Source organism: Rhizobium sp. RHZ02 (genome assembly GCF_014851575.1).
Lineage (GTDB): Bacteria > Pseudomonadota > Alphaproteobacteria > Rhizobiales > Rhizobiaceae > Rhizobium > Rhizobium altiplani.
Map to the genome: position 1 here is coordinate 65,865 of NZ_JACUZX010000005.1, position 26,719 is coordinate 92,583.

26 protein-coding genes are annotated in these 26,719 nt (G+C 60.1%); 14 read left to right on the top strand and 12 right to left on the bottom strand.

Going from position 1 to position 26,719, the window contains the following annotated elements; all coding sequences use genetic code 11:
* Positions 1-89: 89 nt before the first annotated feature.
* Together IB244_RS10260 and IB244_RS10265 are read left to right on the top strand one after the other, a co-directional pair.
* Positions 90-1,157, top strand: a complete 1,068-nt coding sequence (locus IB244_RS10260) for an adenylate/guanylate cyclase domain-containing protein (RefSeq protein WP_026372048.1) — start codon at positions 90-92, stop codon at positions 1,155-1,157.
* Positions 1,158-1,202: 45 nt separating this feature from the next.
* The gene (locus IB244_RS10265) at positions 1,203-2,561 is read left to right on the top strand and encodes an esterase-like activity of phytase family protein (RefSeq protein WP_113470729.1); all 1,359 of its coding nucleotides are present in this window, start codon (positions 1,203-1,205) and stop codon (positions 2,559-2,561) included.
* Between the two features lie 87 nt (positions 2,562-2,648).
* Here the strand turns inward: IB244_RS10265 and IB244_RS10270 are convergent, their stop codons facing one another.
* The 5 genes from IB244_RS10270 to IB244_RS10290 all read right to left on the bottom strand — a co-directional run bounded on the left by IB244_RS10270 (position 2,649) and on the right by IB244_RS10290 (position 9,139).
* Entirely contained in the window at positions 2,649-3,269 is a 621-nt protein-coding gene (locus IB244_RS10270; RefSeq protein ID WP_018859180.1) for a YdeI/OmpD-associated family protein, read from the bottom strand.
* A 233-nt stretch (positions 3,270-3,502) separates the two neighbouring features.
* On the bottom strand, positions 3,503-5,026 hold the full coding sequence (gene ppx, locus IB244_RS10275) for an exopolyphosphatase (RefSeq protein ID WP_018116879.1): 1,524 nt from the start codon (positions 5,024-5,026) through the stop codon (positions 3,503-3,505).
* Positions 5,027-5,038: 12 nt separating this feature from the next.
* A complete protein-coding gene (locus IB244_RS10280) occupies positions 5,039-7,243 on the bottom strand; it encodes an RNA degradosome polyphosphate kinase (protein WP_192304126.1) in 2,205 nt (734 codons plus the stop codon).
* A gap of 65 nt (positions 7,244-7,308) precedes the next feature.
* Entirely contained in the window at positions 7,309-8,022 is a 714-nt protein-coding gene (gene hdaA / locus IB244_RS10285; RefSeq protein WP_018859178.1) for a DnaA regulatory inactivator HdaA, read from the bottom strand.
* Complete coding sequence (locus tag IB244_RS10290; RefSeq protein ID WP_018859177.1) at positions 8,015-9,139, bottom strand: AI-2E family transporter; 1,125 nt, start codon at positions 9,137-9,139, stop codon at positions 8,015-8,017. Before IB244_RS10290 ends, hdaA begins: the two co-directional genes overlap by 8 nt.
* A 246-nt stretch (positions 9,140-9,385) precedes the next feature.
* Between IB244_RS10290 and purM the strand changes: the two genes are divergently transcribed.
* Both purM and purN read left to right on the top strand, forming a co-directional pair.
* Complete coding sequence (purM, locus tag IB244_RS10295; protein ID WP_018116875.1) at positions 9,386-10,459, top strand: phosphoribosylformylglycinamidine cyclo-ligase; 1,074 nt, start codon at positions 9,386-9,388, stop codon at positions 10,457-10,459.
* The gene (gene purN / locus IB244_RS10300) at positions 10,456-11,130 is read left to right on the top strand and encodes a phosphoribosylglycinamide formyltransferase (protein ID WP_169681050.1); all 675 of its coding nucleotides are present in this window, start codon (positions 10,456-10,458) and stop codon (positions 11,128-11,130) included. Before purM ends, purN begins: the two co-directional genes overlap by 4 nt.
* A 106-nt stretch (positions 11,131-11,236) precedes the next feature.
* Here the strand turns inward: purN and IB244_RS10305 are convergent, their stop codons facing one another.
* The 3 genes from IB244_RS10305 to IB244_RS10315 all read right to left on the bottom strand — a co-directional run bounded on the left by IB244_RS10305 (position 11,237) and on the right by IB244_RS10315 (position 15,228).
* Positions 11,237-12,400 (bottom strand): alpha-D-ribose 1-methylphosphonate 5-triphosphate diphosphatase, encoded by a 1,164-nt coding sequence (locus IB244_RS10305; protein ID WP_169681052.1) that lies wholly within the window; start codon positions 12,398-12,400, stop codon positions 11,237-11,239.
* Positions 12,401-12,499: 99 nt separating this feature from the next.
* A complete protein-coding gene (locus IB244_RS10310) occupies positions 12,500-13,093 on the bottom strand; it encodes an NUDIX domain-containing protein (RefSeq protein WP_169681054.1) in 594 nt (197 codons plus the stop codon).
* Positions 13,090-15,228 (bottom strand): molybdopterin-dependent oxidoreductase, encoded by a 2,139-nt coding sequence (locus tag IB244_RS10315; protein ID WP_169681056.1) that lies wholly within the window; start codon positions 15,226-15,228, stop codon positions 13,090-13,092. The genes IB244_RS10310 and IB244_RS10315 overlap by 4 nt, the downstream gene beginning before the upstream one ends.
* An 83-nt stretch (positions 15,229-15,311) precedes the next feature.
* Between IB244_RS10315 and IB244_RS10320 the strand changes: the two genes are divergently transcribed.
* Both IB244_RS10320 and IB244_RS10325 read left to right on the top strand, forming a co-directional pair.
* The gene (locus tag IB244_RS10320; RefSeq protein ID WP_113470724.1) at positions 15,312-16,181 is read left to right on the top strand and encodes a 23S rRNA (adenine(2030)-N(6))-methyltransferase RlmJ; all 870 of its coding nucleotides are present in this window, start codon (positions 15,312-15,314) and stop codon (positions 16,179-16,181) included.
* Positions 16,182-16,239: 58 nt separating this feature from the next.
* Positions 16,240-16,836 carry a glutathione S-transferase gene (locus IB244_RS10325; RefSeq protein ID WP_192304128.1) on the top strand — a complete coding sequence of 199 codons (597 nt, stop codon included), beginning with the start codon at positions 16,240-16,242 and terminating at the stop codon, positions 16,834-16,836.
* Here IB244_RS10325 and IB244_RS10330 read toward each other — a convergent pair.
* Complete coding sequence (locus tag IB244_RS10330) at positions 16,827-17,732, bottom strand: LysR family transcriptional regulator (protein WP_029792504.1); 906 nt, start codon at positions 17,730-17,732, stop codon at positions 16,827-16,829. The two genes, IB244_RS10325 and IB244_RS10330, sit on opposite strands and share 10 nt — an antisense overlap.
* A gap of 113 nt (positions 17,733-17,845) precedes the next feature.
* Here IB244_RS10330 and IB244_RS10335 point away from each other — a divergent pair, with 113 nt between their 5' ends.
* Positions 17,846-18,679 (top strand): oxidoreductase, encoded by an 834-nt coding sequence (locus tag IB244_RS10335; RefSeq protein ID WP_018859169.1) that lies wholly within the window; start codon positions 17,846-17,848, stop codon positions 18,677-18,679.
* Between the two features lie 72 nt (positions 18,680-18,751).
* Here IB244_RS10335 and IB244_RS10340 read toward each other — a convergent pair whose 3' ends face one another.
* The gene (locus tag IB244_RS10340; RefSeq protein ID WP_018116866.1) at positions 18,752-19,384 is read right to left on the bottom strand and encodes an outer membrane protein; all 633 of its coding nucleotides are present in this window, start codon (positions 19,382-19,384) and stop codon (positions 18,752-18,754) included.
* Between the two features lie 363 nt (positions 19,385-19,747).
* Between IB244_RS10340 and IB244_RS10345 the strand changes: the two genes are divergently transcribed.
* The 5 genes from IB244_RS10345 (at position 19,748) to IB244_RS10365 (ending at position 23,972) form a co-directional block, all read left to right on the top strand.
* Entirely contained in the window at positions 19,748-20,515 is a 768-nt protein-coding gene (locus tag IB244_RS10345) for an SDR family oxidoreductase (protein WP_025659805.1), read from the top strand.
* Positions 20,512-22,551, top strand: coding sequence for an excinuclease ABC subunit UvrC (uvrC, locus tag IB244_RS10350; protein WP_029792502.1), 2,040 nt, complete (start codon positions 20,512-20,514; stop codon positions 22,549-22,551). The genes IB244_RS10345 and uvrC overlap by 4 nt, the downstream gene beginning before the upstream one ends.
* A gap of 110 nt (positions 22,552-22,661) precedes the next feature.
* Positions 22,662-23,252 (top strand): CDP-diacylglycerol--glycerol-3-phosphate 3-phosphatidyltransferase, encoded by a 591-nt coding sequence (gene pgsA / locus IB244_RS10355; RefSeq protein ID WP_018116863.1) that lies wholly within the window; start codon positions 22,662-22,664, stop codon positions 23,250-23,252.
* A complete protein-coding gene (moaD, locus tag IB244_RS10360; RefSeq protein ID WP_018116862.1) occupies positions 23,249-23,503 on the top strand; it encodes a molybdopterin converting factor subunit 1 in 255 nt (84 codons plus the stop codon). Before pgsA ends, moaD begins: the two co-directional genes overlap by 4 nt.
* Position 23,504: 1 nt before the next feature.
* Positions 23,505-23,972 (top strand): molybdenum cofactor biosynthesis protein MoaE, encoded by a 468-nt coding sequence (locus IB244_RS10365; protein WP_018859166.1) that lies wholly within the window; start codon positions 23,505-23,507, stop codon positions 23,970-23,972.
* Here the strand turns inward: IB244_RS10365 and IB244_RS10370 are convergent, their stop codons facing one another.
* Positions 23,973-24,869, bottom strand: coding sequence for a branched-chain amino acid ABC transporter permease (locus tag IB244_RS10370; RefSeq protein ID WP_029792500.1), 897 nt, complete (start codon positions 24,867-24,869; stop codon positions 23,973-23,975).
* Between the two features lie 63 nt (positions 24,870-24,932).
* On the opposite strand from IB244_RS10370, the gene IB244_RS10375 reads away from it, so the two are divergent.
* Both IB244_RS10375 and IB244_RS10380 read left to right on the top strand, forming a co-directional pair.
* Entirely contained in the window at positions 24,933-25,484 is a 552-nt protein-coding gene (locus IB244_RS10375; RefSeq protein ID WP_029792498.1) for a CGNR zinc finger domain-containing protein, read from the top strand.
* Complete coding sequence (locus IB244_RS10380; protein WP_018859163.1) at positions 25,481-25,984, top strand: hypothetical protein; 504 nt, start codon at positions 25,481-25,483, stop codon at positions 25,982-25,984. The genes IB244_RS10375 and IB244_RS10380 overlap by 4 nt, the downstream gene beginning before the upstream one ends.
* 68 nt (positions 25,985-26,052) lie before the next feature.
* Here IB244_RS10380 and ndk read toward each other — a convergent pair whose 3' ends face one another.
* Complete coding sequence (gene ndk / locus IB244_RS10385) at positions 26,053-26,475, bottom strand: nucleoside-diphosphate kinase (RefSeq protein WP_018116857.1); 423 nt, start codon at positions 26,473-26,475, stop codon at positions 26,053-26,055.
* Positions 26,476-26,719 lie beyond the last annotated feature (244 nt).

The window sequence follows — 26,719 nt, forward strand, 5'->3', positions numbered from 1 at the left end:
GAACGCCGGCTTGGCGCGCCTTTCGGAAGCGCAGTAGTGTTCCTATATGGCTTGAGCACCGCCGGCGAAGCGACCGCGAAAAGGACGACATGAGGGAAATATCTCCAGTTCAGAACTGGTTGTTGATCGCGCTTGTTATCGCTGCGAGCGGCGTTCTCTACGACATGCGCTTCTATGGCGGCCATCCCTTCGTGGGCGCAACCTTTGCGCTGTTCATCGGCATGCCGATCATGGCCTTTGAGCGCAAGGTGATCCTGCGTGGTCTTTACCGGCGCATGCAGGCGTTGCCGACGGTAACGTTCTTCCTCGCCAAGATCTTCGCCTACGAAATCCTGATGAGCATCGGGTTCGCGATCGCCGGCCTCTCCATGTGGTGGCTCGGCGTCTTTAGTCCGGCATCTTGGGTCAATGCCGTTGTCCTGCCTTTCGATGCCTTCCTCTATGCACTTGCGGTGTGTGCGCTTATCATCTTCGTGCTGCGCATCCGCGAATTGCTGGGCCGAGACATCTTCACGAGCATGCTTTTCAGCCGCTACAGGAAGCCAATCAGTGAGGAGCGGGTTTTCCTGTTCATCGACCTGGTGGATTCGACGTCCTTCGCCGAGAAGCATGGCGATCTCCGCGCGCAACAGATGCTGAGCTCGCTGTTTGCCACCTTTGCGGAGCCGGTGAGAAAGTACAGGGGCACCATCGACGACTACGTGGGCGACGCCGCCATCATCAGCTGGCCATTGGAGCGCGGGATCAAGTTCGCGCGATGCGTGAACTGCATCTTCGACATCATCGGATCGATAGAGGCGGATGCCGAGAACTGGCTGAAGACATACGGCCAAGTCCCTCGCCTGCGCGCCGCTCTCCACGGCGGTACGGTGATCACCGCCGAAATCGGGGTCGACCACCATAAGATCACCTATTTCGGCGACACCGTAAACACCGCCTCCCGACTTGAATCGCTCTCCAAGACGCTGAACCGATCAGTCCTGATCTCGAGCGACCTTGCCCAGCGGATCAAGATGCCGGAGACCGTCTCGGTCGAGGACCTTGGAAGCCACGCCGTCAAGGGCCGGGGCCAGAGCCTCGGTGTCATCGCGCTCGCCAAAGCGGACAACCACAAGACGTCACCAAAGCTTCATGCAAGCGTCAACGCACCGACATGAAAGCCTTGCTATTCGAGACCCGCATTCCAATCCCTGGGGGTTTCGATGAAAAATACTCTTCTTGCTTCTGTTTCATTTCTTTTTTTGATCGCCGGTTCAGCCGCCGCTGACCAGCAGGAATTTCCGGCAAAGCTTGCAAGCCAGGCCATCCTACCCGCCAACACGCTCGTGGCGGCTCCCGCCGATGCGCCAGAGTTCCTCAAGCATTCCGGCAAATTCACCACTGCTGACCGCAAGCGCACCGAAGCGCTCAACAGCGTTCCCGGCAAGGACGGCGCACGCGTCACCGATCTGAAACTGCCCTTCGATGGGCAGCCGATCCAGGGCTTCTCCGGCATCAAGAGCATGCCGGACGGCACGTTCTGGACGCTCTCGGATAACGGCTTCGGCGCCAAGGCCAACTCCAGCGACGCGATGCTCTCCCTGCATCAGGTCAAGTTCGACTGGCAGGCCGGCAAGGTCGATGTCGTCAAGAACCTCTTCCTCTCCGATCCGGACAAGAAGGCACCCTTCCCGATCGTGCTCGAAGGCGCCGAAAACCGCTATCTTACGGGTGCGGACTTCGACATCGAATCCGTGCAGCCCGTCGCAGACGGCTTCTGGATCGGCGAAGAATTCGGACCGTACCTTCTCAAGTTCGACACCGAAGGCCGCCTGACCGACGTTACTGCGACCACGGTCGATGGTAAGCCGGTCATGTCGCCCGACAATCCGGTGCTTTCCATCCAGGCAAACCCGACCGCGAAGACGCCGATCTTCAACCTGAAGCGCTCGGGCGGCTTTGAAGGTCTTGCTATGTCCAAGGACGGCAGCAAGCTCTATGGCCTGCTGGAAGGCGCGCTTTATCAGGACGACGGCAAGATGGAATCGGTTGACGGCCACACCGCCATCCGCGTCATCGAATTTGACACTGCTTCCAAAAGTTGGACCGGTCGTACGTGGTTCTACCCCTTCGAAGACAAGGGCGTTTCGATCGGCGACTTCAACATGCTCGATGGCTCGACCGCACTCGTGATCGAGCGCGACAACGGCGCCGGCACCAAGGACAAAGCCTGCGCCGATTCCAAGCAGCCGAAGCCGGATTGCTTTGAAGCCCCAGCCGAACTCAAGCGCATCTACAAGATCGAATTCAACGACGCCAACGTCGGCAAGGCTGTTCGCAAGATCGGCTACATCGACCTCCTGAACATCAAGGACCCCGACAACAAGAAGAAAGCTGGCAGCAAGGATGGCGTCTACGACATGCCGTTCGTGACGATTGAGAACGTCGATCGCGTCGATGCCACGCACATCATCGTCGGCAACGACAACAACCTGCCCTTCTCGGCCGGCCGCGCCGTCGATAAGGCCGACAACAACGAGTTCAGCCTGCTTGAAGTCGGCGAACTTCTGAACGCGAAGTAAGTCTCGGGCTTCGCCAAGAAGCCCCGCTCGGAAGAGCGGGGCTTCTTTGACTGGAATGCTCGATCTACGGACGTTCGAAAGTTCGGCTCAGCGCTCGGTCGCGCCCTTTCCGGCAATAATGTGATCGCGAAACTTCACAATGCGTGACGTGCGCGTAACGGACGTCTTCGCCCCGTTGAGATTGATCACGTAACTCTTCTGTCGCCCGGGCGTCAATTCGTGAAAGGCTTCTGCAAGTTCAGGGTCGGAGTCCAATGCCTCGACCAACTCGTCAGGCAATTCGAGTTCGCTTTCTTCCTTTGGCGGTTTAATGCCTGCCTCTGCATATCCCATCGCCTCCTTAAGGTAGGACAGGATGACAGGTTCCATCTTTGCCACTAGGGCGTTGTCCACAAAGCGGATCATGTCGGGATGCCGGGTATTCGGCCCCTGCTTCTCGAGAACGCCTTCGGAATCCTTCATGAGCGCTGCGTTGAAGAACGTGGCGCGAAAGTCGCTGCGAAAGGCACCGAGGATCACGATATTGCGGCCTTCGTGCATGTAGCAGGGATGCGCCCATTTCACCGTCTCGACGAGCCCGGCCTCGAGGCAAATTCGGCGAAGGTCGTTCAGGCCGTCGATCCATTGCCGCGTCGAACAGTCCGGAGTCGCAAAGCGCTCGCAGCGTCCGCATCCCTTCGTGAAGAAGTCCTCGATATCTGTGATCATGTCTCTGCCCGCATTTCGTTTGTGTCATTGGCCAGTTGAAGCATGTCAAACAGATACGTCAACCTCGCCGATAGCCGCCGGACTGCGCTACGCTGCATGCATCGGCAATATTGGCGGGCCAGGCATCGGGGCATGCGGTCTCCCGCTATCCGCAGCGCCAGCCTTCGGATCACCGGACGTCGATGGGCCATCCGTTGGTCGGCTTTCGCGGAACGTCAGTTCCGCGCCGAGTGCTATTCGAAGCGGAAAGCCAGACGCTTGTCCGCCAGCTTGGCAAGCTGCTGCAGCCGGCCATCGAGACGCTCACCTGCAAAGTCGTGATATTCCGCCGGCACTACGAACTCCAGGTCGAGATCGGGTTTGGACGATTTCTGGAAGGTGAGATTGCGCACGACGCCGGGCATCGATGCCGAAAAGAGATAGACGACACGCAGCAGGCCGCCGAGGAGCTTGGCGCGCTCGATAAATCGCGGCGTTGCGATCGTACCAAGAGGCCCCGTGGCGCCGTCGTCATAAGGCCCTTCGAACCTGTAGTAGTTCGTCAGCGCAATGAAGGCGCGGCCAGGATGGCTGATGCCGACAAAGGATGAGTGAGCGATAATGTTCAGCGCCTGCAGGCCGCGGTAATCGGGATGCGCGCGCCAGCTGATGTCGGCAAGCAGACACGCAGCCTGGCGATAGCGCGCCTCTTCTTCCGTCTCCGTGATGCCGAAATAGGGCATCATGCGGCCTGTCCAGTCCGCCAGCTCCCTGGCGTGTTCCGGCGAACGGGCGCGCAGAATGGCGAGTTCGCCAGCGGCCGCCAGCAGTGGATCGCTGCGGCGCTCGCTCTCGGAGAGCAATGAATAGAGGTAGCCTTCGCGCACGCCCTGCCCCGAGAACGAGATGACAGAGGGTTTCATCGCGCTCAGGACTTCCTTCATGGCAACCGCGCCGAAGGGAAGCAGCGCGCGGCGATGCTTCGAAACGGCCATCCACGCAGGATCCTTCGAGTCCTTGGCAATCTCCACCTGATCGAGGAATTGCATCATCGCATCGAACGGAACCTCATAACCCTGCATCATGTGCAGCGGATATTCCGTCATTTCCATGTGCAGCTTCGCGATGTTTCGCCAGGTACCGCCAACGGCATAGAAAGTGCGCCCAGCCCCCTTCGCCAGCAGCTTGGAACTTGTTTTCACATGCTTGCGAGCAAACGTCCTGGCCTTCTCCATCGAGCCGCCGGCATATTCGGACAGACGAAGCCCACCGAGCGGCAAGGTAACCCCCTTGCCGACTTCCTTGCCCTTGATGTCAATCAATTCCAACGAACCGCCGCCGAGGTCACCGGCAATACCGTCTGGCGCATAGAAGCCGCTGACAATGCCGAGGGCGGAGAATTTCGCCTCTTCCTCGCCGGAGAGAACGCGGACCTTGCGCTGAAGAATGGTCTCGGCCTGATGGATGAAGTCGGGGCCGTTCGATGCTTCGCGGGCAGCCGCGGTCGCGAGAACGTACATGGTGGCAGCGCGCGCCTGATCGGACAAAGCCTTGAACCGGTGCAAAGCCGCCAGAGCGCGCTCGACGCTTGCCTCGTCCATCTTTCCGGTCAGCGCGATGCCCCGTCCGAGGCCGCACAACACCTTTTCGTTGAAAAGGATCGTCGGCGATCGGGACATGCCTTCATAGATGACCACACGGATCGAGTTCGACCCGATGTCGACGACGGAGACCGGGGCAATACCGGGAAGGCGCCCCTGGGCTTCTGATTCAACCATGCAGGTCCAATATTACTTGTTGTTTCGGCCAGAAAGCAGACCGGCGATCAGCTTGGGTGCACTGGATTTCAAGGCTTCGCCACGGCCGGACAGGCTGGGGTTGGTCATGAAATACTGCTGCGCATTGAACGGCTCTTCGCCCTTGCGCACTTCCATGCGCCTTGACGTTCCGTCGGGCAATATCTCGTAGCTTTGCTGGTTGTCAATGATATTGCCGAGCATAATCTGTGACAGGACCTGCTCGTGAACCGTCGGATTCTTCAAGGGTACCAGAGTTTCGACCCGGCGATCGAGGTTACGCGGCATCATGTCGGCCGAGCCGATATAGACCAGCGCCTTGTCCGACGGCAGCCCGTGACCATTGCCGAAGCAGAAGATGCGGCTATGCTCCAGGAAACGGCCTACGATCGATTTCACGCGGATATTTTCAGAGAGACCGGCAACTTGTGGACGCAGGCAGCAGATGCCGCGGATCACGAGATCGATCTCAACGCCGGCGCGGCTTGCCGTGTAGAGCGCGTCGATGATCTCCGGGTCGACAAGCGAATTCATCTTCATCCAGATCGCCGCCGGCGCACCACCCTTGGCGTGTTTGATCTCCTCGTCGATGTGACGAAGGATTCGGGTGCGTAGCGTGTAAGGCGAGACCGCAAGCTTCATGCTTTCTTCCGGTTCGCCATAGCCGGTAATGAAGTTGAAGATGTTCGCCATGTCGTGGGCGACCACCGGATTGCACGTGAAGAACGACAGGTCGGTATAGATCTTCGCGGTGACCGGATGATAGTTACCGGTGCCGAGATGGCAGTAGCTGCGCAGCTTGCCCTCTTCCCGCCGGACGATCAGCGACATCTTGGCGTGGGTCTTGAGCTCGATGAAACCGAAAACGACCTGTACGCCGGCGCGCTCCAGATCGCGGGCCCAGCGAATATTTGCCTCTTCGTCGAACCGTGCCTTCAGCTCCACCAGAGCGGTGACAGACTTCCCGGATTCGGCCGCGTCGATCAGCGCACGCACAATCGGGCTGTCGTTCGACGTGCGGTAGAGCGTCTGCTTTATCGCCAGGACGTCAGGATCGCGCGCAGCCTGGAGCAGGAACTGGACCACCACGTCGAAAGACTCGTAGGGATGGTGAACCACCATGTCCTTTTCACGGATGGCAGCGAAGCAGTCGCCGGCGTGCTCGCGGACGCGTTCGGGAAATCGCGCATTGTAGGGGGGAAATCGAAGGTCGTCGCGCGGTGCCTTGGTGATCTCGGAGAGAGTGTTCAACGCAAGGAGGCCCGGCAAAACCGCGACGCGATTGTCGGGAACGTTCAGCGCCTGCACGACGAACTGGCGCAACGACGTCGGCATTTCGGAATCGGTCTCGATGCGGATCACCGATCCACGGCGGCGGCGCTTCAGCGCGGTTTCGAAGAAGCGCACGAGGTCTTCGGCCTCTTCCTCGACTTCGATATCGCTGTCGCGGATGATCCGGAACGTACCCGAGCCCTGCACTTCGTAGCCGGGATAGAGCCGGTGAATGAAGACGTTCGTCACGTCCTCAAGCGTGACGTAGCGGATCGTATTGCGATCATCCGGCAGGCGAACGAAGCGGTCGAGAGCCGGAGGCAGGCGCAGCAGCGCTGTCATCGGTTCGCGGCCGCTCTTGCTGACAAGCTGCAGGCCGATCGAGAAGCCGAGGTTCGGGATGAAGGGGAACGGATGCGCCGGGTCGATGGACAGCGGCGTCAACACCGGGAAGATCGCCTGCTCGAATTCTGTCGCGAGCCACGCGCGATCGGATTCGCTGAGAGCTCCCGGACGCACGATCAGGATGTCTTCCTTGGCGAGGTACTGCTGGAGCACGGCAAGCGATGCCTGCTGCTCCATCTGCAGATTGTCGATCTCCTGGAGGATAGCATCGAGCTGTTCGGCCGGCGTCTTGCCGTCCGGCGAGCGCATCATAATATTCTGACGTACCTGCCCTTCCAGACCGGCAACGCGCACCATGAAGAATTCGTCGAGGTTTGCGGCCGAGATCGACAGGAAGCGGACCCGCTCGAGCAGGGGATGCTCAGTGTTCAGCGTTTCCTCGAGAACACGGCGATTGAACTGCAACCATGAGAACTCGCGGTTGATGAAGCGCTCGGGGCTAGCCAGCAGTTCTTCTAGCGAAGGCGCAGTCTCATCGGTTTCCGGAGTGGGTTCGTGATGCTCCGTGACTGCGCTGTCCATGGTCTGATTGTCCCGTTTCATTCGGCCAAGCGAATTATATCAGTTTCACGACGGAACTGTGACAGTCAATCCGACGGTTCCGAATTACCCAATTCATTCAACACTTCAGCGGCCAGAGCTCGGGTAATCTTTGTGCCGCGAGAGAGGGCGAGCCGGTCCAGCCTGTCGACGATCGTCTGAGCCGTATTCAGCGATCGTTCCATCCTGACAACGATATAGAGGACCAGTTTGTCATCAATATAAAGCTGGCGGTCTGCAAACAACTTTACCATGACCTGCGACAGCAGTTCCTCGTCCGGCTCGCCAATCTCGACGACGGTCGCGGCCTTGAGGCGCGAGCGCAAATCCGGCAGCTCCACCGGCCACGACATGGGCCAGAGGCGGCTTGTCATCAGAAGGCTGTGGCCGTTCTCCCGCACGCTGTTGATGACATGGAAGAGTTCGTTGTCATCGAACCCTACCCGATCGACATCCTCGAAAAGCACGGGACCGTTCGCCGCATCAATAGCCGCGTTGGCGCCGGCCTTCGGATGGATCTCTACGGCGCCGCTATGGTCCTTCCAGATATTCGCGAGATGCGATTTTCCCGAGCCCACCGGACCGGCGAGGATCACCACGGGAGAAGGCCAATTCGGCCAGGCATCAACGATGGAGACCGCAGCGGCAAGCCGTTCCGAGATCAAGAGATCATCGCGCCCGGTCGCAGCATCGTGCGAAAAAGCCAAGGGAAGCTGCTCGACGGCGGTGCGCCTTGGACCAGCGTTTTTCACATCAGTCATTGGGATCAGCTTTTGTCTTGCCGACCTGGCCCTCTTTCGAGTGGCCGGCATAAAGATCGCTCTGAAGGTAGCGCGAAAGGGCAAAGCGGACAAGCACGCCAACGGCCGCTGCCGCCGGGACGGCAACCAGCAGACCGACAAAGCCGAACAGCGCACCAAAGGCAAACAGGGCGAACATCAGCCACACCGGATGCAGCCCGACACTGTGGCCTACCAGCTTCGGCTGCAGGATGTTGCCTTCCATGAATTGGCCACTGAAGAAGACCGCGAGCACCGCGCCGACCCAGATGTAGTCCGGCCAGAACTGAACGATGGCAACGCCGACGGCAAGAACAAGCCCCACCAAGGAGCCCACATAGGGAATGAAGCTGATCATGCCCGCAAACAGGCCGATCAACAGGCCGAAGTTCAAACCGACCAACGACAGGCCAACCGCATACCAGACGCCCAGGATCAGGCAGAGCGAGCCCTGCCCGCGGATGAACCCGGCGATCGCCTGATCGATTTCACGCATGATCTGGTGGACGTTCGCCACGTAGTCGCGGGGAATGTACTGATCGACCTTGGCGATCATGCGGTCCCAATCAAGCAGCATGTAGAAGGCCACGACGGGCGTAACGATCATCAGCGAGATCACGTTGACGACGGCAAGGCCGGAACTCCAGACCTGGCCGAAGAGACCGGTGAGCAATCCAAATCCCTGCGACAGGATTTCGGAGAAGTTGTTCTTGATCGTCCCGAGCTGGTTCCTCACCCAATCCGGCATGAGGGAGTTCTGCGAGTTCGTGATAAATGTCTGCAACTGCTCGATGTAGCCCGGCAGGCGACCGGCAAAGTCGCTGAACTGGCTCGCCAAGACCGGTATCAAAATCATCAGGGCCAGCACGATCATGATGATGAAGGCGATCAGTATGACGATCGTCGACATGAGGCGGCTCAGCCCAAGGCGTTCCAACCGGTCCGCGACCGGATCGAGGAAATAGGCCAGTGCCATCCCGGCCAGGAACGGCAACAAGATCGAGCTGAAGATGAAAAGGAAGCCGATGAAGAAGGCAAGAACGATCAGCCAGAAGATCACCTGGCGCTTCAGACCTGCCCCGCTAACCTGCTGTGGCATCACATTCCCCGCTGATCGACTGTCTCGATCTTTCGCATCATACAGATGCAACCTTTCGAGCACATAGGATGTGGCCGAGAGAATGGTCAACCCCGGCGCTAAAAATCCAGAGGGCCTGCGTCAAAAGAGCGGGAAATTGGGGCTTTTTCCATGCAATCCCTTGCATGTAGGCCCGTGTCATGCAATGGCGACCCAAATATTGAGGCGGTGACATTTCCCGCCCCCGCGCAGCCATCGGAGAGCAGTATGAGCCAGTCTGGAAAAAACGGCCTGACCTATAGCGACGCAGGCGTCGACATCGATGCCGGAAACCTTCTGGTGGAGAAGATCAAGCCGGCTGTGCGCTCGACGCGCCGTCCGGGCGCGGACGGCGAGATCGGCGGCTTCGGCGGTTTGTTCGACCTCAAGGCTGCCGGCTTCACGGATCCGGTTCTCGTTGCCGCCAATGACGGCGTCGGCACCAAGCTGAAGATCGCCATCGACGCCGATTATCATGATACCGTCGGCATCGATCTTGTCGCCATGTGCGTCAACGATCTTGTGGTCCAGGGCGCAGAGCCGCTGTTCTTCCTCGACTACTTTGCGACAGGCAAGCTCGATCCCGACCAGGGTGCGGCGATCGTCGAGGGCATTGCTGCCGGCTGCCGCGACGCGGGTTGCGCGTTGATCGGCGGCGAGACTGCCGAAATGCCGGGCATGTACTCCTCCGGCGACTACGACCTTGCAGGCTTTGCCGTCGGCGCTGCCGAGCGTGGCCAGCTGCTGCCGTCAGGCGACATCGCCGAAGGCGATGTGATCCTCGGCCTTGCCTCCTCAGGCGTTCACTCCAACGGCTTTTCGCTGGTGCGCAAGATCGTCGGGATTTCGGGCCTCGCCTGGGATGCCCCGGCTCCGTTCGCGGAAGACAAGAGCCTCGGCGAAGCGCTGCTGACGCCGACCCGCATCTATGTAAAGCCGCTGCTGAAGGCGATCCGCGAAACCAAGGCCATCAAGGCACTGGCGCACATCACCGGCGGCGGCTTCCCGGAGAATATTCCGCGCGTCCTGCCGAAGCACCTTGCAGCCGAGATCGACCTTACGGCCGTGAAAGTTCCGGCCGTCTTCTCCTGGCTGTCGAAGACCGGCGGCGTTGAAGCCAATGAAATGCTGCGCACCTTCAACTGCGGCGTCGGCATGATCGCAGTCGTTTCGGCTGAGAACGTCGCAACCGTCACTGCCGCTCTTGAAGCTGAAGGCGAGACGGTCGTAACGCTCGGCCGGATGATTGCCCGCGCCGAGGGCGCGGCCGGCACGCTCTACAAGGGTACGCTCGCCATATGACGACGTCACGCAAACGCGCCGTCGTCTTCATCTCCGGCGGCGGTTCCAACATGATGGCGCTGGTCACCGCTGCCAAGGCTGCCGACTATCCGGCGGAAATCGTCGGGGTGATCTCCGACAGGGCCGATGCCGGAGGGCTTGCCAAGGCGGCAGCCGAGGGCATTCCGAGCTTTGCCTTCGTTCGCAAGGATTATGCCAGCAAGGAAGCGCACGAAGGAGCGATCTTTGCCGCGCTCGATGAGCTATCGCCTGACATCCTCTGCCTTGCGGGATATATGCGGCTTCTGAGCGGCACCTTCATCCAGCGCTACGAGGGCCGGATGATAAATATCCACCCTTCCCTGCTGCCGCTGTTCACGGGTCTGCATACCCACCAGCGAGCGATCGACGCCGGCATGCGGATCGCCGGCTGCACCGTGCACTTCGTGACCGAAGGCATGGACGAGGGCCCGGTTATCGGCCAGGCCGCCGTTCCGATCCTCTCCAACGACAGTGCAGAAAGCTTGGCCGCCCGTGTGCTCACCGTGGAGCATCAACTCTACCCGCAAGCGCTGCGGCTCCTTGCCCACGGCAAGGTGAAGATGGAGGGCGGCAAGGCCGTCAGCACCGGCGCTGCGGCAGCGCCGGCGGAACGTAGCAGCGTTATCTCGCTGATCGGCGAAGGGGCCTAAAGCACGGCGCGATCTTTTGGTTTCGCTTGCCCTACCTTAGTTTTTTGCTTTCACGCATGTGTTTGTCCTGAAAGCGGTTCCCACTTTCGGAGACATGCTCTTGGCCTCAGGCGGCAAGCGCCCGAGGCTGGTGCAGGGTGCCGTCGCTGTAAACGAAACGGCCTTTGCGGAACGTCGCGCGGATGCGGTGCACGTCGCCGGCTTCAACAACCACGAGATCCGCCTGCTGCCCAACGGCGATCTCGCCGCGATCCAGAAGACCTGCGGAACGCGCCGCATTACGGGTCGCCATGGCAACGGCGTAAGGCAGGCTCGTGCGGTCGGCAATCTTGAAGATGCCGGGCACGAAGGCCGCGGGATGATAATCGGCAGCGATGACGGTCAGCAGGCCAGCGGCTGCTGCATCGATCGCACTGAGATTGCCGGACATGGACTGGCCGCGCAGGGCGTTCGGAGCCCCCATCAGCGTCCAGAGACCGCGATGCCGCGCTTCTTCCGCCGCCGGAAGCGTCACCGGAAATTCGCTGATCGTGACACCGAGATCGTGCATTTGCGCGACTTTCTCGGCGCTATCGTCATCGTGGGAGGCGAGCGACAGCTTGTGTTTCAGGGCGAGATCGACGACCTGTTTCAGCTTGATCTCGATCTCCGGATTGTTGCGCATCTCGATGCGCTTGGCGACCATCTCGGCGGCCATCTCCTCGGAAATGGCCCGGCGCTCGGCAATGCTCAGGATGTAGCTCTGGATGTTGTTATACTGCCCCTGCCCCGGTGTATGGTCGGTCAGCGAGACCATGTCGACGTGGCCGGCTTCAAGCAGCTTCTCGAGCGCCGGCGCGGCACCGAGGTTGGTGATCTCATAGCGCGCATGGACGCGGTGATCGATAAGCAAATCATCCTGGAGTCGGTTGATACCCTCGATGACGGCCGAGGTGGTCTCAAGCGAGCGGACATGGCCGTAGACGCTTTCCGTTGCGAAGGAGACGGCGGCAAACGCCGTCGTGACGCCTGCAGCGGCCAGCTTCTTATCCAGTTCATGGATGCTGAAATCGATCGGCATCGGCGCATTCGGGCGCGGCGCGATCTCGCGCTCCACCATGTCGCCGTGAAGGTCCACGAAGCCCGGCATCAGCAAGCGCCCACCACCATCGATTGCGGTGTTGGCGACCGGTTCCGGCCTGATTTCAGCGATTACGCCGTCCTCGACGCGCACCGAGCCGCGGCTCACGATCTCATCTGGAAGGACGAGAGTAAAATTGCTGAGCCACATCGGTTTTTCTCCAAGCGCGTATTTATGACAAGGCGGAGCGCATAGCGCTGATTCATGACATCGGTGTGAACGACGAACCGCGCATGATTGAACCTGCGGCTATCGCAGCGACCCGCGGTTCAATGTGGCCCATTGCAGCAACGCAATCGTCTTCAGATCAACAATTTCCCCACGCTCGATCATCGCCATCGCCTTGTCGAGCTGCACTTCCAGAACTTCGATATCTTCGTGCTCGTGAGCAAGGCCGCCGCCATCCGATACCCGATCGGTGGTGTCGAACGTCGCGGCGAAGAAATGCAGCAGTTCCATGCTCGAGCCCGGCGAACTGTAGGCCTTGAAAAGGAAGCGCACATCGCGGACGCGAAAGCCGGTTTCTTCTTCAGCTTCGCGGCGGATCGCCACTTCCGGGGCATCACCATCCAACAGCCCTGCCGGGGCTTCGATGACCCAGGCCGGCTCACCATGCAGGAAGACCGGCAGCCGGAACTGCCGCACGAGGACAACGGTGTCTCGCTTCGGATCGTATAGCAGGATCGTCGCCGCCGGCGTGCGATGGTAGACCTCGCGCTGCAACCGATGCGTCTCGCCGTCGGAATCCGTATAGTCGATCTGGAAGTCGCTCAGGCGCGTCCAGCCGTTCGAGAGCGTCTTTTCATTAACGATCTCGGCTTTTGCCTTGTCAAATTTCGTCATGCAACATCCCTGCGGAGCCAGACCTTGTTGTCGTGGACCGCCGCGCCGCCATAGGGCGCGACCGGATCGGCGCCGGTCAGCACGTTGATCCCTTCACCGTCGATATGCGCCTTGTTCGGCCAGAGGCCTTCGGCAATCAACACGCCCGGCTTGACCTCCTCGGTGACGCGCACATGGATCCGAAGGTCGCCACGGTTGTTTCCGATCCGCACGAGGTCGCCATGCTCGATGCCGCCTGCCGTCGCATCGGCGGGGTTCATCATCAGTTCCGGCCGCCCTTCCTTCTGGCGCGAGGTCTTCGTCTCGGAGAAGCTGGAATTCAGGAAGTTGCGCGCCGGCGACGTTGCCAAGCGGAACGGATGCTCGCTATCGGCAAGCTCGATAACATCGACCTGATCCGGAAACGCCGGCAGCTGCTTGTATGGTCCGAGAGCACCGACAGCGGCCGGCGGCTTGTTCGGCGCAGGGCCGTCGACCCAGTCCGGGCGGAAATGGAACTTGCCGTCAGGATGCGCGAAGCCCTTGAGGAAATGCGCATCCTCGAAATCCGGCTGACGGTCGAACCATTTGTGTTCGAGGAAATGGTCGTATCCCGGCAGGTTGCTGGCTTCGAGAAGCCGATCGATCATTTCGCGGGCCGTGAAACCGAAACCGGGGCGATCGGCGACACCGAGACGCTTTGCCAGTTCTTCGATCACGAACAGGTTCGTCCGGACGGTCTCCGGCGGCTCAACCAGCTTAGGGCCGAGCAAAATGTGGTTCTGGCCCCCGGCGCGATAGATATCGTCATGCTCGACGAACATCGTTGCTGGAATGACGATGTCGGCCATCTCGGCCGTCTCCGTCATGAACTGCTCGTGCACCGCGACGAAGAGGTCCTCGCGAGCGAAGCCGCGTTTCACCAGCCGTTGTTCGGGGGCGATGTTCACCGGATTGGTGTTCTGGATCAGCATTGCCGTCACCGGGCCGCGATGGCGGAGCGCCACGGCATCGCCAGTCAACGCGCGGCCGATCTGCGACTGGTCGATCATGCGGATATCCGCATCCTTCATCGCCTTGCCGGTCAGTTCCGCATTGTTCATGCGGAAGATATCGCTGTTGGAATGGAAGGCACCGCCGCCTTCGTATTGCCAGGAGCCGAGCACCGTCGCGATCGAGGCCGCCGCATGCATGGCAACCGCGCCATTGCGCTGGCGGGTAAAGCCGTAGCCGAGGCGGAAATAGGTCTTCTTCGTTATGCCGACGAGGCGCGCGAAGGCTTCGATCTCATCAACGGAAAGGCCGGTGATGGCGGCGGCCCACTCGGGCGTCTTCGTCCTCAGATGCGCTTCAAGGCCGGCAGGATCGTCGGCATACTTTGCCATGTACTCGCGATCGGCATAGCCGTCGCGGAAGGCGATGTGCATGACGGCGCATGCCAGCGCGGCATCCGTACCCGGCTTGACGATCAGCGCCATGTCGGCCTGCTTCATCGTCGGATTGTCGTAGATGTCGACCACGACGATCTTGGCGCCGCGCTCCTTGCGGGACTTGATCGCGTGGGTCATCACGTTGACCTGGGTGGACACCGCATTCGTGCCCCAGATCACGACGCAATCGGTGCCGCCCATCTCACGCGGGTCGGGTCCGCGCAGCGTTCCCGTCGCCATGGTGAAACCGGTCCAGGCCGGGTTGGTGCAGATCGACGAGAAGAAGCCGGAATAGCGCTTGGCGTGGCGCAGGCGCTCGATCGAGTCGCGCTGAACCCAGCCCATCGTTCCGGCGTAGAAATAGGGCCAGATCGCTTCGCTGCCGTCCCTGGCTTCCGCCTTGACGAAGGCTTCGGCGATTTCATCCAGCGCATCGTCCCAGGAAATCTGCTGCCACTGCCCTGCCCCCTTGGCGCCTGTTCGGCGCAGCGGGTGCATCAGCCGGTCCGGATGATAGAGGCGCTCGGCGTAGCGCGCGACCTTCGCGCAGATCACTCCCGAGGTGTAGCTGTGATTGTTTGCTCCGCGCACACGGCCCATGCGGCCATCGTCGCCGATCTCCACCTCCAGCGCGCAAGTGGAGGGACAGTCGTGCGGACAGGCGGTGTGACCGAGCCTAACATTCGACTTGGCGGATTTGGCGTGAATGGGGGTCGCAATGTTCATGGCTTTTCTATATTCGAACCGGAAACCGGCCAAAAGCCACAAATGTCGTCGATCAGGTGAATTCATCACGGGCATCAGCGAAAATGAACTACCGCCATATCTACCACGCGGGCAATTTTGCCGATGTGCTCAAGCACGCCGTCCTGGCGCGACTGATCCGCTACATGCAGAAGAAGGATGCGGCCTTTCGCGTGCTCGACACGCATGCCGGCATCGGGCTTTACGACCTCTCCTCCGAGGAGGCTCAAAAGACCGGTGAATGGAGCGAGGGCATCGGCAAGCTCCTGGACACAGAGCTTGCTCCACAGGTCGCCGAGTTGCTGGAGCCCTATCTATCCGCCGTGCGTGAGCTAAACGCGGAGGGCGGCATCCGCCTTTATCCCGGCTCTCCAAAGCTCGCCCGCATGCTGTTTCGACCGCAGGACCGGCTCTCCGCGATGGAATTGCATCCGGAGGACTTTGCCCGGCTGCATCGGCTTTTCGAGGGCGATCATCAGGTGCGGATCACCGAGCTCAACGGCTGGCTCTCGCTCGGCGCACACCTGCCGCCGAAGGAGAAACGCGGCATCGTCCTGGTCGATCCGCCGTTCGAGGAAGATGGCGAATACGAACGCCTTGTGGATGGTTTGGCGAAAGCCTATCGCCGCTTCCCCGGCGGCACCTATTGCCTGTGGTATCCGCTGAAGAAGGGGGCGCCGATCAAGGAATTCCACGAGGCGCTGCAGGCCCTCGACATTCCGAAGATTCTCTGCGCCGAGCTCATCGTCCGCAGCGACCGGGGGATCAACGGATTGACCGGCTCCGGCCTGATCATCGTCAATCCGCCCTTCACGCTGAAGGACGAGTTGCATGCGCTTCTACCCGCGCTCAAGGACCATCTTGCACAGGATCGCTACGCGTCGCATCGAGCGTTTTGGCTGCGCGGCGAAACCAAGGCGGCAAAGGACGATTGACCGACTCTAGCTGGCGCGAAATAGTCGCGCCAAGACATGACCGTATGGAAGAATGACCATGAAGATCCTTTGCGCACCGACGTCTCCCTATTCCAGCAAGGTGCGCATGGCGGCGCGCTATCTGGAGCTCGACGCCATCGAAATCCGAGTGGATACCAATGCCGGCCCGGCGATCCTGGTCGATAACAATCCGCTCGGCAAAATCCCGACACTGCTAACCGACGATGGGCTGTCAATCTTCGACAGCGTCGCGATCATGCACTTTTTCGACCGGCTGAAAGGCAAGAAGCTCTACCCTGCCAAGAACGGCAAGCGGACCGAGGCGGAAATCCTCGAGGCACTATGCGACGGTATCTGCGATTGCCTGCTGGCGATCGTTTATGAGCGGCGCTTCCGCGACGAGGAAAAGGTCCACCAGCCGTGGATCGACCGGCAGTGGAAGAAGGCCGTCAGCGGCTTGAACCATCTCAGTGTGCACCTGCCAAAGATCGGCAAGCGGCTGCACGGCGGCCACTTCGCGCTTGCCGCCACGCTCGGGTATCTCGATCTGCGCTTCAAGGAACAATGGGAAGCCGATCACGCCGAACTGATCGGCTGGGGCCGCGAATTCGAAAAGAAGTTTGCCGCCTACGGCGAACTGAAACCTCAGACCTGAGACGTTCCCTTGTCGGCCCTGACGAAATCGATGAAGGCCCGGAGCGCCGTCGGCAATTGCCGGCGGCTCGGATAATAGAGGAAGAAGCCCGGATAGAAAGGGCACCAATCTTCCAGCACGCGTATCAGCCTGCCCTCTGCGATCGCCGCTTGCGCCTGCTCTTCGAAAAGGTATCCGAGACCGCAACCGCGCAGCACGGCATCCTGGATAATGTCCTGATCGCCCAATGTCAGGGGACCACTGACTTCGATCTCCAGTTCGATGCCGCCGCGCTCGAACTCCCATCGATAGAAGGCGCCACCGGCAAAGCGGTAGCGCACGCATTCGTGGTCACGCAGATCGTGCGGCGTCAACGGACGGTTCCGGCTCTCGAAGTAGCTCGGCGCGGCAACTACCGCAAAACGGTGGCGCGGACCGATCGGCACCGCAATCATATCGGCCTCGATGCTTTCGCCAAAGCGCACACCGGCATCGAAGCCCGATGACACCATATCGATCAGTCCGTCATCGATGACAATCTCGACCTCGACGGATGGATAGGCCTTCAGGAAACGAGAGACGATCGGCAACAGCACAAGCTTGGTGGAGACCCGCGCCGCATTGATGCGCAGCTTGCCATGCGGTTGGCCGCGGAAGCTGTTGAGATCGTCGAGGGCTGCATCGATGTCGAGGAATGCCGGTCGGATGCGGTCGTACAGTCGCTCGCCGGCCTCGGTCAGAGCTACGCCACGGGTCGTCCGGTTGACGAGGCGGACTGCCAACCGTTCCTCGATTGCCCGCAGCGCGTGACTGAGGGCAGACGCCGTGACACCCAGTTCGACCGATGCCTTCCTGAAGCTTCGGTGGTTGGCGATCGCCAGGAAAATCGCAAGATCGGTCGAACGGACACGTTTCATTGATGAATTTTTCTCAGCACCCTATGAAACACAACGTAAATTCTCTCAGTTATGCCAATACGCTACCTTCACTCCGTAAGCAAATCGCAGCGCAACGGACAAAGGAGATCGTCATGCGTGTCTGGTTCATTACAGGGGCATCGCGTGGTTTCGGCGCCCTCATCGCCCAGGAAGCTCTCAATGCCGGCGACGCCGTTGTCGCTACGGCGCGTAACCCGAAGGGTCTTGAAGAGAAATTCGGCAATCATCCCAATCTGCTCGCCGTGTCGCTTGACGTGACGGACGAAGCCTCGGCGCACAAGGCAACTGAAGCAGCCGTCAAGCGCTTCGGCAAGATCGACATCCTGCTCAACAATGCCGGTTTCGGCCTGCTCGGCGCCGTGGAAGAAGCAACCACTGAGGAGATCGAAAAGCTCTACGCAACAAACGTCTTCGGCCTGCTGAAGGTCACCCGCGCGGTCCTGCCGCACATGCGTCGCCAGCGCTCGGGGCAGGTGCTGAATATCTCGTCCATCGGCGGCTACGAGTCGCATGCCGGCTGGGGTATCTATTGCTCGACCAAGTTCGCGGTCGAAGGTATCTCCGAGGCTCTCGCTGCTGAAGTGGCCCCACTCGGCATCAAGGTGACGGTCGTCGAGCCCGGCTTCTTCCGCACCGACTTCCTCGACGAGAGCTCACTGGCCGTTAGTCCCAGCTCGATTGCCGACTACAAGGAGACGCCGGTCGGCGCGATGCGCGAATTCGCAGCCGGCCATAACCACCAGCAGCCCGGCGACCCTGCTCGATTTGCCAAGGCGATGGTCACGCTGGCGCATTCGGACAATCCTCCGCTGCGCATGCCCTTCGGGAGCGATACCGTGGCGGTGATCGAAGCCAAGAACGCCCATGTCGCCAAAGAACTCGCTGCATGGCGTGAGCTTGCCGTCTCGACTGACTTTCCCAAATAGGCCGCAAGCAGTTCATCGCAGAAACAAAAAAGCCGGGATGGGAACCCGGCTTTTCCGCATTCGATGTTCGGCTTAGAACTTGACGCCGATACCGACCTTGACGCTGTGCTCGTCGTAGCCACGCGAAATGTTCGCGCCGCCGACGTGGAAGTCGCTGTCAGCGTAGTTGGTGTAGCGGTACTCGACACGGGCCGTGATGTTGTTGGTGACGAAGGTTTCCGCTCCTGCACCAACCGTGTAGCCGAGCGACGTGTCAGTGTCGGAGCCAGCGGCGTTGCTGAACTTGTTCTTGGTCGCAGCGAGACCGGCCGTGCCGTACAGCAGGAACGGATTCAGGTCGTAGCCGATACGGCCGCGGATCGAGCCGTTGACTTCGTTCTTGCCTTCGCCGCCGCCAGCAGCGCCGTCAGCACCGGAATAGCCGATGTCGGCTTCGGCACCGTAAACGATCTGGCCAGCCTGCCAGTTGTAGCCGGTGTAGACTTGGCCGCCGAGCGCACGCGCGTTGTACTTGTTGCCAAAGCCGCCCATGTTGTAGGTGCCGGCACCACCGAGGTAGAAGCCCTGCCAGTTGGCAGCGGGAGCCGGCTCATTCTGTGCAACCGGAGCTTCCGGGATCTGATCAACGGCATCGGCTGCATAAGCGGCGGAAAACCCACCAAGGGCAACGGTCGAAACCAACAGGCTAGCAATAAACGTACGCATACTCGTCTCCTTTCAGACCCGCGCCCCTTCGTCAACTGTCCTACAGCGAAGCATTCGCGGGTTATTACAAATGTCCCTTGCGGTTCGGAAGGGAAATTGATGCCCAATTGAGGATTTGAAAGAGCCAAATTGTGATTTGATTGTGGCGCGGGGGCGGCTGAAATTCGATGTTGCTTTGCCGCAACAGACTATTTGTTAACCATAATGAATAGTTAAATCATGAATACTTATTTTACGGAATTATATTCTTAAATAATACATACAGTAATTCCGGCAACATCGCAATGAAAACGGCTATTTATCTCATCTTCTCCCGCGCCTATATAAGCAGCGAACACAGTTGCGCGGCGAAAAGGCATTATTTTGAACAAGAAAAGACTTCGAACGGCGCTGGTGACGGGGGCGGCGAAAAGAATAGGCCGGGCAATCGCTGTGGATTTGGCTGCGAATGGCTTTGCGGTCGCAATCCATGCCAGCCGCTCGATTGAGGAGGCCGAGAATTTCGCGGCGGAATTGCGGCAAAACGGTTCCCGGGCGATTGCCGTAAGGGCAGACCTTACGGAAGTTGGCGAGACGAGCGACCTGATAAAAAGGGCATCGGAAGCGATCGGGCCAATCGATCTCCTCGTCAACAACGCCTCTGTTTTCCACGAGGACTCCGTCCGCCACATCGATGCCGACGCCTGGGACGAGCACTTCGCGGTCCATGTTCGCGCCCCCTCGATTCTGTCGGCCGGCTTTGCGGCGCAATTGCCCGACGAGACGGATGGTCTCGTCGTCAACATCATCGACCAGCGCGTTTGGGCGCTGCGGCCGAGCTTCTATTCCTACACACTGTCTAAGTCCGCCCTGTGGACGGCGACGCAGACCATGGCGCAGGCGCTCGCGCCGCGTATCCGTGTCAATGCGATCGGTCCCGGCCCCTCGATGCCGAGCGAGCGACAGTCGCAAGAAGACTTCCAAGCGCAGGTTTCAGCGCTTATCCTCAAACGAGGGCCGCAGCTCGGGGAATTCGGCAAAACGATTCGCTTCCTCTACGAAACGCCCTCGATCACCGGTCAAATGATTGCCCTGGATGGTGGCCAGCATCTTGCCTGGCAGACGCCCGATGTGGCGGAGATTACGGAATGAATTCAAGAAAGCTGCCGGATGGCGGCGTTCTTTACGACGAAACGGACGACGCAGACGACGAAATCGAAGTGGAGAGCGACGTCTCCGCTGCGCCCACCACGACTGCGATCGATTGGAACGAAGGCGGGGTGAACGAAACCGGCCTCGTCGGCGCCGACCTGATCGCCGAATTCGTCAAGCGACTGCCCAACAGCCCTGGCGTCTACCGCATGTTCAACGAAGCCGGCGACGTGCTTTACGTCGGCAAGGCCCGCAGCCTGAAGAAGCGCGTCAGCAACTACGCGCTCGGGCGCGTGCACTCCAACCGGATCGCCCAGATGGTACGGCTGACGGCGAACATGGAGTTCGTGACGACCCGCACCGAGACGGAAGCGCTGCTGCTTGAAGCGAATCTTATCAAGCGCTTGCGGCCTCGTTTTAATGTGCTCTTACGTGACGATAAGTCGTTTCCCTACATTCTGATCACGGGGGACCACCGCGCCCCGGCCATCTTCAAGCACCGCGGCGCCCGCGCTCGCAAGGGCGACTATTTCGGTCCCTTCGCGTCAGCCGGCGCCGTCGGTCGGACGATCAACTCGCTGCAGCGCGCCTTCCTCATCAGGACTTGTACCGACAGCGTCTTCGAGACGCGCACCCGCCCCTGCCTTCTCTACCAGATCAAGCGCTGTTCGGCGCCATGCACGCATGAGATCAGTGACGAGGGCTACGCCGAGCTCGTGCAGGAGGCCAAGGATTTCCTCTCCGGCAAGAGCCAGAAAATCAAGGAGCATATGGCCGAGGCGATGAATGTCGCTGCCGAGGATCTCGACTTCGAACGCGCCGCCGTCTACCGCGACCGCCTGGCTTCGCTGTCGCATGTTTCCAGTCACCAGGGCATCAACCCCGCGGGCGTGGAAGAGGCGGATGTCTTTGCGATCCATCATGAGGGCGGGATCTCCTGTATCCAGGTGTTCTTCTTCCGCACTGGGCAGAACTGGGGCAACCGCGCCTATTTCCCGAAGGCTGACCCGCAGCTCTCGGCTGCCGAGGTGTTGAACGCCTTCCTCGCGCAGTTCTACGACGACAAGCCGGTACCGAAGCAAATCCTGCTGTCGGAGACCGTCGAGGAACTCGAACTGCTCGCTGCCGCGCTCGGCGAAAAGGCCGGACACAAAGTATCGATCCTCATTCCGCAGCGCGGAGAGAAACGTGACCTCGTGGAGCACGTGATTGCCAATGCCCGCGAGGCGCATGGCCGCAAACTCGCTGAAACCGCGTCGCAATCGCGGTTGCTCGAGGGGTTCAAGGCGACCTTCAAGCTTCCCTATGTGCCACAGCGCGTCGAGATCTACGACAACTCGCACATCATGGGCACCAATGCGGTCGGCGGCATGGTCGTCGCGGGACAGGAAGGCTTCGTGAAGAGCCAGTACCGGAAGTTCAACATCAAATCGACCGACATCACGCCGGGCGACGACTTCGGCATGATGCGCGAGGTGATGACACGACGCTTCTCGCGTCTGCTGAAAGAAGAAGGCATTCCCGATCGCAGCCAACCGGCATCGCCGGCGGATGCCGCCGACATGCCCTTCCCCGCTTGGCCCGACGTCATCCTGATCGACGGCGGCCAGGGACAGATGACGGCCGTGCGTGCGATCCTTGAGGAATTGGGGATCACCGACAGTGTGATCGCCATCGGCGTTGCCAAGGGCGTCGACCGCGACGCCGGGCGCGAGCGCTTCTTCCCACCGGGACGCGAGAGCTTCACGCTGCCGCCGCGCGATCCCGTACTCTATTTTATCCAGCGCATGCGCGACGAAGCGCACCGCTTCGCCATCGGCTCGCATCGCGCCCGGCGCAAGAAGGAGATGGTCAAGAACCCGCTTGATGAGATCGGCGGGATCGGACCGTCGCGCAAGCGCGCCCTGTTGCAGCACTTCGGAACCGCGAAAGCGGTCTCCCGCGCCGCTTTGTCCGATCTGATGACCGTCGAAGGCATTTCGGAGACCGTCGCCAAGCAGGTTTATAATCATTTTCATGATGACGCCGCGAAATAGGTGGCGTCAGTCGCAAATTCCACGCAAAGGCAGCGAAAAAATAGAAAGAATGTTGACGCTTTACGCTCAAAGCCGTCATCTACGAGCACATAACTTCAGAGACATGTTTCATGGCATCGCGCGCATATAATATACCGAACCTGCTGACCTATGGCCGCATTCTGGCAGTACCGTTGATCGTGCTGTGCTTTTTCCTCGAAGGAAAGCTGGCGATCAGCAATACGGCACGATGGGTGGCGCTGTGGATCTTCATCATCGCGTCGATCACCGACTTTCTCGACGGCTATCTCGCCCGCATATGGAACCAGACGTCGAACATCGGCCGAATGCTCGATCCGATCGCCGACAAGCTGCTGGTCGCCTCCATTCTTCTCCTGGTAGCGGCCGACCAGACGATTGCCGGTTGGTCGATCTGGGCTGCAATCACCATTCTCTGCCGCGAGATCCTGGTCTCCGGTCTGCGCGAATATCTGGCGGCCCTGAAGGTCAGCGTGCCCGTGACACGGATTGCCAAGTGGAAGACGACGGTGCAGCTGGTTGCGATCGCGTTCCTGCTCGCTGGCCCTGCTGGCGACGAAATCTTCCCTTACACAACGAAGACCGGCATCGGCCTTCTCTGGATCGCAGCACTGCTGACGATCTATACCGGCTATGACTATTTCCGGGCGGGCCTCAAGCACATCGTGGATGATGAAGAATGACAAAGCTCGTCTATTTCGCCTGGGTGCGCGAACGGATCGGCAAGGCCGAAGAAGAAATGACCTTGCCCTCTTCCGTCGTTTCCGTTGCCGACCTTCTGAATCATTTGAAGACGATGGGCGAAGAATATGAGACCGCGCTTCAGTTTCCAGACGTCATCCGCGTCGCGGTCGACCAGGAGCACGTCGAGCATGACGAACCGATCGGCAACGCCAGGGAGATCGGCATCTTCCCGCCGATGACCGGAGGCTGAAGTGAGCAGCAAGGTCGAGCCTTATATTCGCGTCCAACGCGAGGACTTCGACCTTCAGGCGGAAGTCGATCGGCTCAGTACGCAAACCAGCGGCATCGGCGCGATCGTCACATTCTCGGGCCTGTGCCGTGACGAAGGCGGCAAGCTTGCAGCACTCGAACTCGAACACTATCCGGGCATGGCCGAGGCCGAGATGAGCCGGATCGCCAACCTTGCGATCGAGCGCTTCGGGCTCCTCGGGCTGACCGCCATCCACCGTTACGGCAAGATCGCCGCACGGGAGAATATCGTGCTTGTCATCGCCGCGGCGCCGCATCGGCAGGCCGCGTTCGATGGCGCGAACTTCGTGATGGACTATCTGAAGACAGCCGCTCCCTTCTGGAAGAAGGAGCACGGCAAGGATGGTTCGACGGGCGGATGGGTCGCGGCCAAGGATGCGGATGACGCTGCCCGCGACAAATGGAAATAGTCAGGGTATCGCCCGCTCCCTCCGGCTGAGGACGAGAAGAAGCACGAGCAGCGAGAACACCACAAGGTCACGCCAGAGATAAGGGCCGTAAGCGCTCCACATCGTCTCCGCGACACCGAGACCGGCGGCACCGCCGGCCGACTTCAACGGATCTGAATATCCGCCGACGGCTGCCACCATCAGCACCTTGAGGCCGAACATCAGGCCAGCACCGAAATCCATCGTGCCGTAATAGAAGGTCGCAAGAATGCCGCATGCCGTGGCGATCAGGGCAGCCGCCGCGTAGGCGACGAGAAAGACGCGATCGGCGCTGGTGCCACATAATTCTGCGGCCAGGGGATCGTCGGTCACGGCCCGCCAGACGCGGCCCCAGGAGGTCAGCCTCATGACGGCAACGCCGAGCGCGATCATGGCGCACATCAATGCGGTATTGATCAGCTGGATCTCAGTGAGCGTCACCTTAAACGCCCCGTCATTCCAGAAGACGACGACGCTGTTCAGGAACGGCGAAAGCCATAGGCTCTTGGTGTCGGATGCGAGCCTCGCCGTCTCCATCAGCACGATGGTGATGCCGAGCGCCGCGACGATCACGGTGTTCGACGACTGGCGAACCAGCGGCAGCATGATGGAACGGCCAATCCAGACCGCGGCCAGCATCGAATAGATGAGCGAGAACAGAGCCCCCAGCGCCAGCGCAGCCGGCAGGATCAACCAGAGCCTGTTGTAGCCAAGATCCGTGAAAAGCAGGAGAATCTGGCCCGAGAACGCGAAGATCGCGCCATAGGTGATGTCCGCACGCTTAGTGACCCCGAAGGCGACGGCGTAGCCAAAGGCAAGCGCACCATAGAGCGCAGCCAGCGGTACCGCGTTCGCCAATTGCTGCAGCAGATAGGCCATCAAAAGCTCCTGATTGCATAAATCATAACTAGCAAAACTTATTTTACCAGTTATATTTTCATCATGAGCTTTGCCTGGACCCCACACCGCTTTTCCGGAGGCGCATTGGCGCTGGATGTCGCCAACAGCGTCGTGCTTCGCCATGACGGGGCGCGACGGATCGACCGTTTCGAAGCACCCGCTCAACTGGAAGCCTTTCCGCAGGCAGCGGCGGAATTCTGCGCTGAGCGGGCGCTCTTCGGCGACATGGCCGCTCCGGCCCCACAGAACAAAAGAAACTTTCTGGAGTTGCGCGAGGCGACGGACAGGTATTTCCGGACTCGTGTTTCAGGCGAAACCGATGACCGGCTGCTCGCCGATCTTCTGGAAGCGCTGGCGCGCACGTTGCGTGGCGCCAATGGAGCAAACGGCCTTGATGCGGCAACAGCGCATTCGGTGTTGCGGCTGATCGCGATGCCGGATCCCGAGCGCATGAAGATCTGCCGCAACTGCGGCTGGCTCTTCATCGACCGGAGCAAGAACAGAAGTCGCGCCTGGTGCGACATGGCGGTGTGCGGCAATCGCGCCAAGGCGAGCCGCCACTATCGCCGCAGGAAAGAGGAGGAAGCGCCATGAAAGCGCTGTTGATGGCCGTTTCCGTTGCAGCCGCAATGCTGACGGGATGCCAGCGAGAGACCGACAAGCTGGTCGAGATCAGCGGTCGCGTCTTCGTTTTCAACTACAGGATCGCGGTCGCGACCTATGTCGTGACCCTGAACAAGAAGGCGCCGATACCGGAAGGCACCGTCGCCATCGCGGAGTTCGAGAACCCGGCGGGCGGTGACGTGCTGGTCACAAACGAAAAGATCTATCCGTTCTGGGACAAGATCACGCTGCAGAGCCCCGCACTTCATTGCGTCAAGAAGGATAAGCCTTACGCGGTGAACGTTCGCCTCGTCGATGCCAGGGGCGAAACCTTGCAGAGCCTGAAGACCGAGGTGATCTCCAGCCTCGATCAGTCGGTCATGCCCGGCAAGCCCCTCGTCGTTGGGCCGCTCTATACGAAGAACCCCGAGGTTTTCAAACCTGACGGCACCGTGGACTACGATACTGCCGCAACCTGTCCTTCAACGTAGAAAAGCCGGAGCAAAGCCCCGGCTTTCAGTCAATTCAAAAGCTTCAGCGGTTTCGCTGAGAGCCTGAATCAGCCGACGATTTCGGTGTCGGAGAACCAGTACTTGATTTCCTGGGCAGCGGTTTCCGGAGCGTCCGAGCCGTGAACCGAGTTTTCGCCGATCGAAAGGGCGTGAACCTTACGGATCGTGCCTTCGTCAGCGTTTGCCGGGTTGGTCGCACCCATGACTTCGCGGTTCTTGAGGATGGCACCTTCGCCTTCCAGAACCTGAACGACGGTCGGGCCGGAGGTCATGGTTTCAACGAGTTCGCCGAAGAACGGGCGTTCCTTGTGAACGGCGTAGAAGCCTTCAGCTTCCCGCTTGCTCATCCAGACGCGCTTGGAGGCGACGACACGCAGGCCGGCATCTTCGAGCATCTTGGTAATAGCGCCCGTCAGGTTGCGCTTCGTTGCGTCCGGCTTGATCATCGAGAAAGTGCGTTCAATCGCCATGGGTCAAATTCCTTTATTTCGTGGGAAAAGTGGGCGGTGTTTACCCGCCCGATAGCCTGAAAACAAGTGGGCATGGGCAATTTCACGCGCCTGTCATGTAACGATTGCCCCTCGTCGACTGATAGCGACGTCTCCAACACGCGCTTCGCCACACGATACCGGTTCCGCTACAACCAACATCCAACGTCCGCCAGGACAGTAAATGTCAGATGGATACGCTCCATTAACCGCGTTTCACTGTTCA

What these genes read in the sequence shown, in the direction of transcription:
- purN (WP_169681050.1), top strand. Translation starts at nt 10,456, where the DNA reads ATGACGACGTCACGCAAACGCGCCGTCGTCTTCATCTCCGGCGGCGGT.
- uvrC (WP_029792502.1), top strand. Translation starts at nt 20,512, where the DNA reads ATGAATTCAAGAAAGCTGCCGGATGGCGGCGTTCTTTACGACGAAACG.
- ppx (WP_018116879.1), bottom strand. Translation starts at nt 5,026, where the DNA reads ATGGTTGAATCAGAAGCCCAGGGGCGCCTTCCCGGTATTGCCCCGGTC.
- ndk (WP_018116857.1), bottom strand. Translation starts at nt 26,475, where the DNA reads ATGGCGATTGAACGCACTTTCTCGATGATCAAGCCGGACGCAACGAAG.
- IB244_RS10335 (WP_018859169.1), top strand. Translation starts at nt 17,846, where the DNA reads ATGCGTGTCTGGTTCATTACAGGGGCATCGCGTGGTTTCGGCGCCCTC.
- IB244_RS10315 (WP_169681056.1), bottom strand. Translation starts at nt 15,228, where the DNA reads ATGAACATTGCGACCCCCATTCACGCCAAATCCGCCAAGTCGAATGTT.
- pgsA (WP_018116863.1), top strand. Translation starts at nt 22,662, where the DNA reads ATGGCATCGCGCGCATATAATATACCGAACCTGCTGACCTATGGCCGC.
- IB244_RS10290 (WP_018859177.1), bottom strand. Translation starts at nt 9,139, where the DNA reads ATGCCACAGCAGGTTAGCGGGGCAGGTCTGAAGCGCCAGGTGATCTTC.
- IB244_RS10270 (WP_018859180.1), bottom strand. Translation starts at nt 3,269, where the DNA reads ATGATCACAGATATCGAGGACTTCTTCACGAAGGGATGCGGACGCTGC.
- IB244_RS10325 (WP_192304128.1), top strand. Translation starts at nt 16,240, where the DNA reads ATGAAGATCCTTTGCGCACCGACGTCTCCCTATTCCAGCAAGGTGCGC.
- IB244_RS10375 (WP_029792498.1), top strand. Translation starts at nt 24,933, where the DNA reads ATGAGCTTTGCCTGGACCCCACACCGCTTTTCCGGAGGCGCATTGGCG.
- purM (WP_018116875.1), top strand. Translation starts at nt 9,386, where the DNA reads ATGAGCCAGTCTGGAAAAAACGGCCTGACCTATAGCGACGCAGGCGTC.
- IB244_RS10370 (WP_029792500.1), bottom strand. Translation starts at nt 24,869, where the DNA reads ATGGCCTATCTGCTGCAGCAATTGGCGAACGCGGTACCGCTGGCTGCG.
- IB244_RS10280 (WP_192304126.1), bottom strand. Translation starts at nt 7,243, where the DNA reads ATGGACAGCGCAGTCACGGAGCATCACGAACCCACTCCGGAAACCGAT.
- IB244_RS10305 (WP_169681052.1), bottom strand. Translation starts at nt 12,400, where the DNA reads ATGTGGCTCAGCAATTTTACTCTCGTCCTTCCAGATGAGATCGTGAGC.
- IB244_RS10340 (WP_018116866.1), bottom strand. Translation starts at nt 19,384, where the DNA reads ATGCGTACGTTTATTGCTAGCCTGTTGGTTTCGACCGTTGCCCTTGGT.
- IB244_RS10310 (WP_169681054.1), bottom strand. Translation starts at nt 13,093, where the DNA reads ATGACGAAATTTGACAAGGCAAAAGCCGAGATCGTTAATGAAAAGACG.
- IB244_RS10265 (WP_113470729.1), top strand. Translation starts at nt 1,203, where the DNA reads ATGAAAAATACTCTTCTTGCTTCTGTTTCATTTCTTTTTTTGATCGCC.
- moaD (WP_018116862.1), top strand. Translation starts at nt 23,249, where the DNA reads ATGACAAAGCTCGTCTATTTCGCCTGGGTGCGCGAACGGATCGGCAAG.
- IB244_RS10380 (WP_018859163.1), top strand. Translation starts at nt 25,481, where the DNA reads ATGAAAGCGCTGTTGATGGCCGTTTCCGTTGCAGCCGCAATGCTGACG.
- hdaA (WP_018859178.1), bottom strand. Translation starts at nt 8,022, where the DNA reads ATGACTGATGTGAAAAACGCTGGTCCAAGGCGCACCGCCGTCGAGCAG.
- IB244_RS10260 (WP_026372048.1), top strand. Translation starts at nt 90, where the DNA reads ATGAGGGAAATATCTCCAGTTCAGAACTGGTTGTTGATCGCGCTTGTT.
- IB244_RS10330 (WP_029792504.1), bottom strand. Translation starts at nt 17,732, where the DNA reads ATGAAACGTGTCCGTTCGACCGATCTTGCGATTTTCCTGGCGATCGCC.
- IB244_RS10320 (WP_113470724.1), top strand. Translation starts at nt 15,312, where the DNA reads ATGAACTACCGCCATATCTACCACGCGGGCAATTTTGCCGATGTGCTC.